This window comes from Aeromonas sp. HMWF014 (assembly GCF_963878295.1).
Taxonomy (GTDB): domain Bacteria; phylum Pseudomonadota; class Gammaproteobacteria; order Enterobacterales; family Aeromonadaceae; genus Aeromonas; species Aeromonas popoffii.
In genome coordinates, this window is the sequence record NZ_CAWNYS010000500.1 from 1 (window position 1) to 8481 (window position 8481).

The window sequence follows — 8481 nt, forward strand, 5'->3', positions numbered from 1 at the left end:
CGACCACCTGGTTCGTAGCCAGGTACTCTATCCAGCTGAGCTACGGGCGCCCTGATTTTAAACGATAAAAAAAGCTTACTTATCAGTAAGCCTTTTCCAAAGTGTCGACTTGCTGATGGTCAACACATGACTCTTGCTTGAGTCGTAATATGGTGCGCCCGGGAGGATTCGAACCTCCGACCACCTGGTTCGTAGCCAGGTACTCTATCCAGCTGAGCTACGGGCGCAAATGGCGGAGAAGGGGGGATTCGAACCCCCGATGCGGGTATAAGCCGCATACTCCCTTAGCAGGGGAGCGCCTTCAGCCTCTCGGCCACCTCTCCGTTTGCGGGGCTGATAATACTTCACAGGGATTTTTAGTCAAACACTTTTTTGGAGAAAAAAGTGCGTTAGCTCAGCATTTGGTCAAAGCGTGGAATATTCAAACAATATCAGTACTTATGCCGCAGTTTAGTACCTTGAAAGCCAATTCCCGGGGCACGGAAAAACAAAAGGCGACACAGAGGTGTCGCCTTCAAGCAGCTATCGATGCGGCTTAGAAATTCGGTTGGCCCGGAACTTTCTCGGCCTGTATCCGCTGGTAGATCTCTTCGCGGTGCACGGAGACCTCTTTCGGTGCGTTCACACCGATACGAACCTGATTGCCTTTAACGCCCAGTACGGTGACAGTCACTTCATCACCAATCATCAGGGTTTCCCCTACACGACGAGTCAAAATAAGCATTCGCTTGCTCCTGTAGCCTGTTTTGTATTTATATCGATATACGACATTATCTTACAAAGATACCGATATGGTAAATGGTTGAAACTAAATCAATCAGGGATTGTTCCCCAAGGGCTGCTCATGAGGCTCATTATCCAGCCCGAAAGCAGCGTGCAACGCGCGCACCGCCAGCTCCAGGTACTTCTCGTCAATCACCACGGATATTTTGATTTCAGAGGTGGAAATCAACTGCATGTTGATCCCCTCCTCGCCCAATACCTTGAACATGGTGCGGGCGACGCCAGGATGATTCCACATGCCGACGCCGACGATGGACACCTTGGCTATCTCACCGTTGCCCTGCACGCAGGCGGCGCCCAGCTCGCTGGCAGTCTCCTCCAGCAGGGCGCGTGCCCGGCGATAGTCATCGCGATTTACCGTGAAGGTGAAATCGGCGGTGCCATCCCCCAGGGTGTTCTGCACTATCATGTCGACATCAATGTTGGCATCGCTGATCGGATTCAGGATCTGCGCCGCCACCGTTGGCCGGTCCGGCACCCCCAGAATGGTCAGGCTGGCCTCGTTGCGATTGAACGCAATCCCGGATACCAAGGGAGCTTCCATCCTCTCACCTCCATATGTGATTAAAGTTCCCTCTCCATCGACAAAGCTCGACAGCACCCGTAGTGGCACGCGGTACTTGCCTGCGAACTCCACCGAACGGATCTGCAGCACTTTGGCCCCCAGGCTCGCCATCTCCAGCATCTCCTCAAAGGTGATGGTGGAGAGACGACGGGCCTTGGGTTCGATGCGCGGATCCGTGGTATAGACCCCATCCACATCGGTAAAGATCTGGCATTCATCGGCCTTGATGGCTGCCGCTACCGCCACTGCTGTGGTATCCGAACCACCGCGTCCCAGCGTCGTGATGGCATTATGCGCATCACGGCCCTGAAATCCGGCGATCACCACCACCTTGCCCGCGCCCAGCTCAGCCTGAACCTGCTCGGTATCAATGTGGCTGATACGCGCCTTGCCATAGGCGGAGTCGGTATGAATACGGACCTGATCGCCGGTCATTGAGACCGCGGAACAACCGCGTTTGTTCAACGCAATCGCCAGCAGCGCTATGGTGACCTGCTCACCGGTGGAAACCAGCACATCCATCTCGCGCCGGTTGGCATCCGGATCCAGCTGCTGAGCCATGCCCAGCAACCGGTTGGTTTCGCCCGACATGGCGGAGACAACCACCACCACGTCGTGTCCCTGGGCGCGGGTCAGTTGAACCCGCTCAGCCACCGCCTCGATCCGCTCCAGCGTGCCGACCGAGGTGCCGCCGTACTTCTGTACATAGAGTGCCACAGATCACCTCGCCCGCTTACAGGCGCTCTTCCAGCCAGGAGTGAACAGATTGCAGTGCCGCAGGCACAGCTTCCGGCTGGGTACCGCCCGCCTGCGCCATGTCGGGCCGACCACCGCCCTTGCCGCCCACCTGCTGGGCCACCAGATTGACCAGCTCACCAGCCTTGACCTTGCCGGTCAAATCACTGGTCACGCCGGCGATCAAGTTGACCTTGTCATCGCTGCTGGTTGCCAACAGCACGACACCGGATTTCATCTGATTCTTCAGCTCGTCCAGCATGCCACGCAGTGACTTGGGATCAGCCCCTTCCAGTGCTGCAATCAGCACCTTCCGGCCATTGATCTCGATCACCTGACTGAGCAGGTCGCTGCCAGCCTGAGCCGCCAGCTTGGCCTTGAGCTGCTCCAGCTCGCGCTCCATCATCTTGGATTTGTCCAGCATCTGGCGCACTTTATCGGCGATGGAGAACTGATCCCCCTTCACCAGCGCCGCGGCCTCTTCGATCTGCTCACCCATCTGGTGCATGAAATCGATAGCCCCCTTGCCGGTCACGGCTTCGATACGACGCACGCCGGCGGCAATGCCGCTCTCGGCGATGATCTTGAAGAAGCCGATGTCACCGGTGCGCTTGGCGTGAGTACCGCCGCACAGCTCGGTGGAGTAGTCGCCCATGCGCACCACGCGCACGTCGTCTTCATATTTTTCACCAAACAGCGCCATGGCACCGGCCGACTTGGCCGCTTCCAGATCCATCACCTGGGTGTTGACGTCATGGTTGGCACGGATCTGGGCGTTGACCAGCTCTTCGACCCGGCGAATGGTCGCCATGGTCAGGCCTTCGAAGTGGGAGAAGTCAAAGCGCATGCGCTCGGCGCCCACCAGAGACCCCTTCTGAGTCACATGATCCCCCAGCGCCTGACGCAGGGCTGCGTGCAGCAGGTGAGTCACCGAGTGATTCAGGGCCACGGCCTGACGGCGCTCGCCATCGACCACGGCCTCGACCTCGGCCCCCTTCTCCAGGGTGCCCAGCTCCAGATACCCCTTGTGAATGACGGCCTTGCCCGCTTTCTGGGTATCAGTCACGGCGAAGATGCCGTCATCCACCTTGAGGATACCGCAGTCACCCACCTGACCGCCGGACTCGGCGTAGAAGGGGGTTTCGGCCAGCACTACCACGGCTTCTTCACCTGAGATGAGGCCGTTCACTTCGACGCCATCCTTGTAGATGCCAACGACGGTCGTCTTCTGACTCAGCTGTTTGTAACCGGTAAACGGGGTCTCGAAGTCGAGCTTGAGCACCTCGTTGTAGTTCACACCGAAGCTGGAGGCCTCTTTCGCGCGGGCGCGCTGCTTCTCCATCTCGGCATTGAAGCCCTCTTCGTCGATACCGATCTCGCGCTCGCGCACCACATCGGCGGTCAAGTCAGCCGGGAAGCCATAGGTGTCATACAGCTTGAACACCACCTCGCCCGGGATAATCTTGGCGTCGCCCAGGTTGGTCAGCACGTCTTCCAGCAGCAGCAGGCCGCGATCCAGGGTGCGGACGAACTGCTCTTCCTCGATGCGCAGTACGCGCTCGACCAGCGGCAGCTGGGCGATCAGCTCGGCCGCCACGTCTTTCATCTGCACGGCCAGTTCGGCGGCCAGCTTGTAGAAGAAGACGTCGGTGGCACCCAGCTTGCGCCCGTGACGCACGGCGCGGCGGATGATGCGACGCAGCACATAACCACGGCCTTCATTGGATGGCATGACACCGTCCGCCACCAGGAAGGCGCAGGAACGAATGTGATCGGCGATAACCCGCAGGGACTGGTTGTTCAAATCCGTGGTTCCGACTATCTCGGCCGCTTTCTTGATCAGTGCCTGGAAGATGTCGATTTCATAGTTGGAGTGCACTCCCTGCATGATGGCGGAGATACGCTCCAGCCCCATGCCGGTGTCCACTGACGGACGGGGCAGCGGTGCCATGGTGCCGTCGGCCTGACGGTTGAACTGCATGAAGACCACGTTCCAGATCTCGATGAAACGGTCGCCATCTTCTTCCGGTGAACCAGGAGGGCCACCCCAGAGGTGATCGCCGTGGTCATAGAAGATCTCGGTGCAGGGGCCGCACGGACCCGTATCACCCATCTGCCAGAAGTTATCGGAGGCAAACGGAGCACCCTTGTTGTCACCGATGCGCACTATGCGCTCGACCGGCACACCCATTTCATTTGCCCAGATGTCGAAGGCTTCATCATCCGTTTCATACACGGTTACCAGCAGGCGCTCTTTGGGCAGCTTGAGGGTCCCGGTCAGGAATTCCCAGGCAAACCGGATGGCGTCCTGCTTGAAGTAGTCACCGAAACTGAAGTTGCCCAACATCTCGAAGAAGGTGTGGTGACGAGCGGTATAGCCGACGTTTTCCAGGTCATTGTGCTTACCGCCAGCCCGCACGCAACGCTGGGCCGTGGTGGCGCGGTTATAGGCACGCTTGTCGGCGCCAAGGAATACATCCTTGAACTGGTTCATACCTGCGTTGGTGAACAACAGGGTCGGGTCGTTATGCGGCACCAGCGAGCTGGAGGAGACAACCTGGTGCCCCTGGGAGCGGAAATACTCGAGGAACGCTGAGCGTAACTCTGACGTGGACATATACATGGAAAATCCTGCTTGATTCGAATACGGACTTTTAACCGCATTAATGTAAGTTTTCTGCGGGGTAAAGTAAAACGTACCAGCCCGTGACGGGTGAAAAAGCGCGCATCACGCTGTGTTGGCAGAGCAGGGAGGCAACCCTGCCGTTTTTACCGGTGAGATGGGGTCCGCAGCGGGAGAATTTTCAAGCTCGGATCCGAAAGAGCAACCCCTCGGCGTCATGTCGGCCATTCGGCCAGCCATGGCTGAATCGCAAGCGGGTGACGCTATGCTGCGCAGTCTTGGCACTCATGACCTGCGCGGGCCAGGTGCCTGGCAAGGAGCCCGGTCAATGCAAGCACAGTGGAAGAAAGGATATACCTTGAGTCGTTCAAGAGACGCTCCGGGCCGCGATGGCAAACCTCTCGACAGCCAGCGTGGTGAAGCCAGCTGCGATAGCCATGACAACGAGCCGTCCAGACACCCTCTTCAAGTCACTTTCCTCACGACCCATTCAACAGTCAGTGGCAAACGCCACGCTAGGCACTCTGCTCCATCATGGCTGCGATGGCATAACGGGCCTGATCCTGGTTGAATCCGCGCCCTAGCAGATACTTGATCCACTTCATCCGCAGTTTGAAATCCCCCAGATCACTGACCCTGGCCCGTCGTTGCAGCAACTCGAGTGCAAGCTCGAACCAGTCCAGCTCGGGTTGCTCGAAGGCGGCCTCTATCTGCGCATCACTCAGCCCCTTGCGGCGCAGATCGAAGCGGATCTTGATGGGCCCCTGCCCCTTGGTCGCACCGGCTCGTACTGCCATGGCGCCATAACGCTCGTCATCGACCCAGTGGTAGCCGCGACAATAGTCGAGCACAGCACTGATCACCTCATCATTGAAATCCTGCTTGCGCAGCCGATTGGCCAGCTCCGACTCGGCGCTCTCGCGGCGAGCCAGACTGCGCATGGCGAAGGCTTTGGCTGAGGCAAACAGCTCTTCGAAGGAGAGTTCAGGGGGCTCGCTGGGAGTAGATATATCAGCCATAAATGACAAGGCCGGGGGTTAGCCCGGCCTTCCTGTTATTCGAACTCTTGTTCGCTTTCGGCTTCGAGCTCGTCAGCCTCCGCCACCACCGGCTTCTCGGCCGGCGCATCACCGGAGAGCAGCAGTTCACGCAATCTGGCTTCTACCTCGGCCGCCATCGCCTTGTTCTCGGAGAAGAGCTTCATCACGTTGGCCTTGCCCTGACCGATCTTCTCGCCGTTGTAGCTGTACCAGGCGCCGGCCTTATCGATCAGCTTGTGCTTGACGCCCAGATCCACCAGTTCGCCCTCTTTGGAGATACCAACACCGTAGAAGATCTGGAATTCAGCCTGCTTGAAGGGCGGGGCAACCTTGTTCTTGACCACCTTGACGCGGGTCTCGTTACCGACCACTTCGTCACCTTCCTTGATAGCGCCGATGCGACGGATATCCAGACGCACGGAGGCGTAGAACTTGAGCGCGTTACCACCAGTCGTGGTTTCCGGGCTGCCGAACATGACGCCGATCTTCATCCGGATCTGGTTGATGAAGATACAGAGGCAGTTGGCATTTTTAATGTTGGCGGTCAACTTGCGCAGCGCCTGGGACATCAGACGGGCCTGCAGGCCGACGTGAGAGTCACCCATCTCCCCTTCGATTTCCGCTTTCGGCGTCAGGGCCGCCACCGAGTCGACGATGATGACGTCAACGGCGTTGGAGCGAACCAGCATGTCGCAGATTTCCAGCGCTTGTTCACCGGTATCCGGCTGGGAGATCAGCAGGTCGTCAACGTTGACGCCCAGCTTGGCCGCATAGATGGGGTCGAGGGCGTGTTCCGCATCGATGAAAGCACAGACCTTGCCCTTCTTCTGGGCTTCCGCGATCACCTGCAGGGTGAGGGTGGTTTTACCGGAAGATTCCGGGCCGTAGATCTCGACGATACGACCACACGGCAGGCCACCGATGCCCAGCGCCACGTCCAGAGAGAGGGAACCGGTAGAGATGGCTTCGATATCCATGGTCTTGCTGTCGCCCAGACGCATGATGGAACCTTTGCCGAACTGCTTTTCAATCTGACCCAGCGCAGCCGCCAGTGCCTTCTGTTTGTTCTGATCCATGCCAATCTCCGCTGGAAATCGTGAGTAAGAAGTGAAGTTGGGCTAAGTATACTGTCTATTCATACAGTATCAAGCCCAATTTATCTGAGCAGGGCCAACAGACCGGCCAGGGCCTGCCTGACCGCCTGCTGGCGTACCTGTCGCCGGTCCCCGTCGAACCGGGCCAGCAGGGAGTGATGACGACCACTGCGATCCGCCCAGGCGAACCAGACGGTGCCGACCGGTTTGTCCTCTGTGGCGCCGCCGGGGCCCGCGATGCCGCTGATGGCCACGCTGATGGCGGCCGACGAGTTCGCCAGCGCGCCACGGGCCATCTCCAGCACCACGGCCTCGCTCACGGCGCCCTGTTCCCGCAGGCTCTGGTCGCTCACCCCCAGCATCTGCTGCTTGGCCTCATTGGTGTAGGTGACAAAGCCGCGATCGAACCAGCCGGAGCTGCCGGCTATGTCGGTGATGGCCGTGGCCACCCCGCCACCGGTACAGGATTCGGCGGTGGCCGCCAGCCAGCCACGCTGGCTAAGGGCCAGGCCCAGCTCGGGGGCGAGGTGCTCTATCTCTGCATCCAGTTTCATCCCGGCTCCTTCTGGTTCGCTCAAAGGGTACATTATGCGATCCCGATCCTGTCGCCCGCAACCGCCGCAGGGCAGAACCGGACCGCCCCCGTCGCGGCACTGATGTGTGGTGCTGGGGCCGCTTCGTGCAGGCGCAGCCTGCCAAGGCTTGCCTGCGGGGCTTGGGCTATGCGGGCAGCACCATGGCAGCCATGCCTCCACTGCGGCGGCGCTTACGTGTAGAATGGCGCCATCAAGTTCAATGCTCATCACCGCAGACCCAGGCCCGAAGAGGCCCCTTCTGGAATAGAACATGACAGCACAACACCAAGCCAGCGGCGCCATTGGCTCCGCGCCCGGCGCCAATCTGAGCGCCCACACGCCCATGATGCAGCAGTACCTTGGCCTCAAGGCCGAGAACCCCGAGATCCTGCTGTTCTATCGCATGGGCGACTTCTACGAGCTGTTCTATGACGATGCCCGCAAGGCCTCCCAGCTGCTCGATATCTCCCTGACCAAGCGCGGCCAGTCGGCGGGCACCCCAATCCCCATGGCGGGGGTGCCCTATCACGCCATCGAAGGCTACCTGGCCAAGCTGATACAGCTCGGTGAATCCGCCGCCATCTGCGAGCAGGTGGGGGATCCCGCCACCAGCAAGGGGCCGGTGGAGCGCAAGGTCATTCGCATCATCACCCCGGGCACCGTCTCCGATGAGGCACTGCTCAGCGAACGGCAGGATAACCTGATCGCCGCCGTCTACCACGATGGCCGCCGCTTCGGCTATGGCACCATGGACATCGGTTCGGGCCGCTTCTTCATCAACCAGTTCGACAAGGAAGAGACGTTACTGGCGGAGCTACAACGCACCAATCCGGCGGAGCTGCTCTATCCCGAATCCTTCGCGTTTTTACAGCACGTCGAGGGTCGCCGTGGTCTGCGTCGTCGCCCCGAGTGGGAGTTCGAGCTCGGCACCGCCCGCACCCTCTTGTGCCAGCAGTTCGGCACCCAGGATCTGGTCGGCTTCGGGGTCGACAAGAGCGAGACAGCCCTGTGCGCCGCCGGTTGCCTGATGCAGTACGTCAAAGACACCCAGCGCACCGCCCTGCCC

At 59.6% G+C, this 8481-nt stretch carries 6 protein-coding genes, 2 tRNA genes and 1 pseudogene; 1 reads left to right on the plus strand and 8 read right to left on the minus strand.

All coding sequences use genetic code 11. The features are described 5' to 3' along the window. Positions 1–150: 150 nt before the first annotated feature. The 8 genes from AAC083_RS19600 to AAC083_RS19635 all read right to left on the minus strand — a co-directional run bounded on the left by AAC083_RS19600 (position 151) and on the right by AAC083_RS19635 (position 7394). Positions 151–227, minus strand: a tRNA-Arg gene (locus AAC083_RS19600). A 3-nt stretch (positions 228–230) separates the two neighbouring features. Then, positions 231–323, minus strand: a tRNA-Ser gene (locus AAC083_RS19605). A gap of 212 nt (positions 324–535) precedes the next feature. Further along, positions 536–724: a carbon storage regulator CsrA gene (gene csrA, locus AAC083_RS19610; protein ID WP_026456466.1), complete on the minus strand. Its 189-nt coding sequence runs from the start codon at positions 722–724 to the stop codon at positions 536–538. Between the two features lie 93 nt (positions 725–817). Beyond that, complete coding sequence (locus AAC083_RS19615; RefSeq protein WP_042035246.1) at positions 818–2065, minus strand: aspartate kinase; 1248 nt, start codon at positions 2063–2065, stop codon at positions 818–820. Positions 2066–2081: 16 nt separating this feature from the next. Next, positions 2082–4706 carry an alanine--tRNA ligase gene (gene alaS / locus AAC083_RS19620; protein WP_108537503.1) on the minus strand — a complete coding sequence of 875 codons (2625 nt, stop codon included), beginning with the start codon at positions 4704–4706 and terminating at the stop codon, positions 2082–2084. A 515-nt stretch (positions 4707–5221) separates the two neighbouring features. Then, entirely contained in the window at positions 5222–5725 is a 504-nt protein-coding gene (locus AAC083_RS19625) for a regulatory protein RecX (protein WP_108537504.1), read from the minus strand. A 35-nt stretch (positions 5726–5760) separates the two neighbouring features. Beyond that, on the minus strand, positions 5761–6822 hold the full coding sequence (gene recA / locus AAC083_RS19630; protein WP_108537505.1) for a recombinase RecA: 1062 nt from the start codon (positions 6820–6822) through the stop codon (positions 5761–5763). 80 nt (positions 6823–6902) lie between these two features. Next, complete coding sequence (locus AAC083_RS19635) at positions 6903–7394, minus strand: nicotinamide-nucleotide amidohydrolase family protein (RefSeq protein ID WP_108537506.1); 492 nt, start codon at positions 7392–7394, stop codon at positions 6903–6905. A 292-nt stretch (positions 7395–7686) separates the two neighbouring features. Here AAC083_RS19635 and AAC083_RS19640 point away from each other — a divergent pair. Continuing rightward, a pseudogene (locus AAC083_RS19640) lies at positions 7687–8481 on the plus strand (DNA mismatch repair protein MutS); the annotation flags it as partial.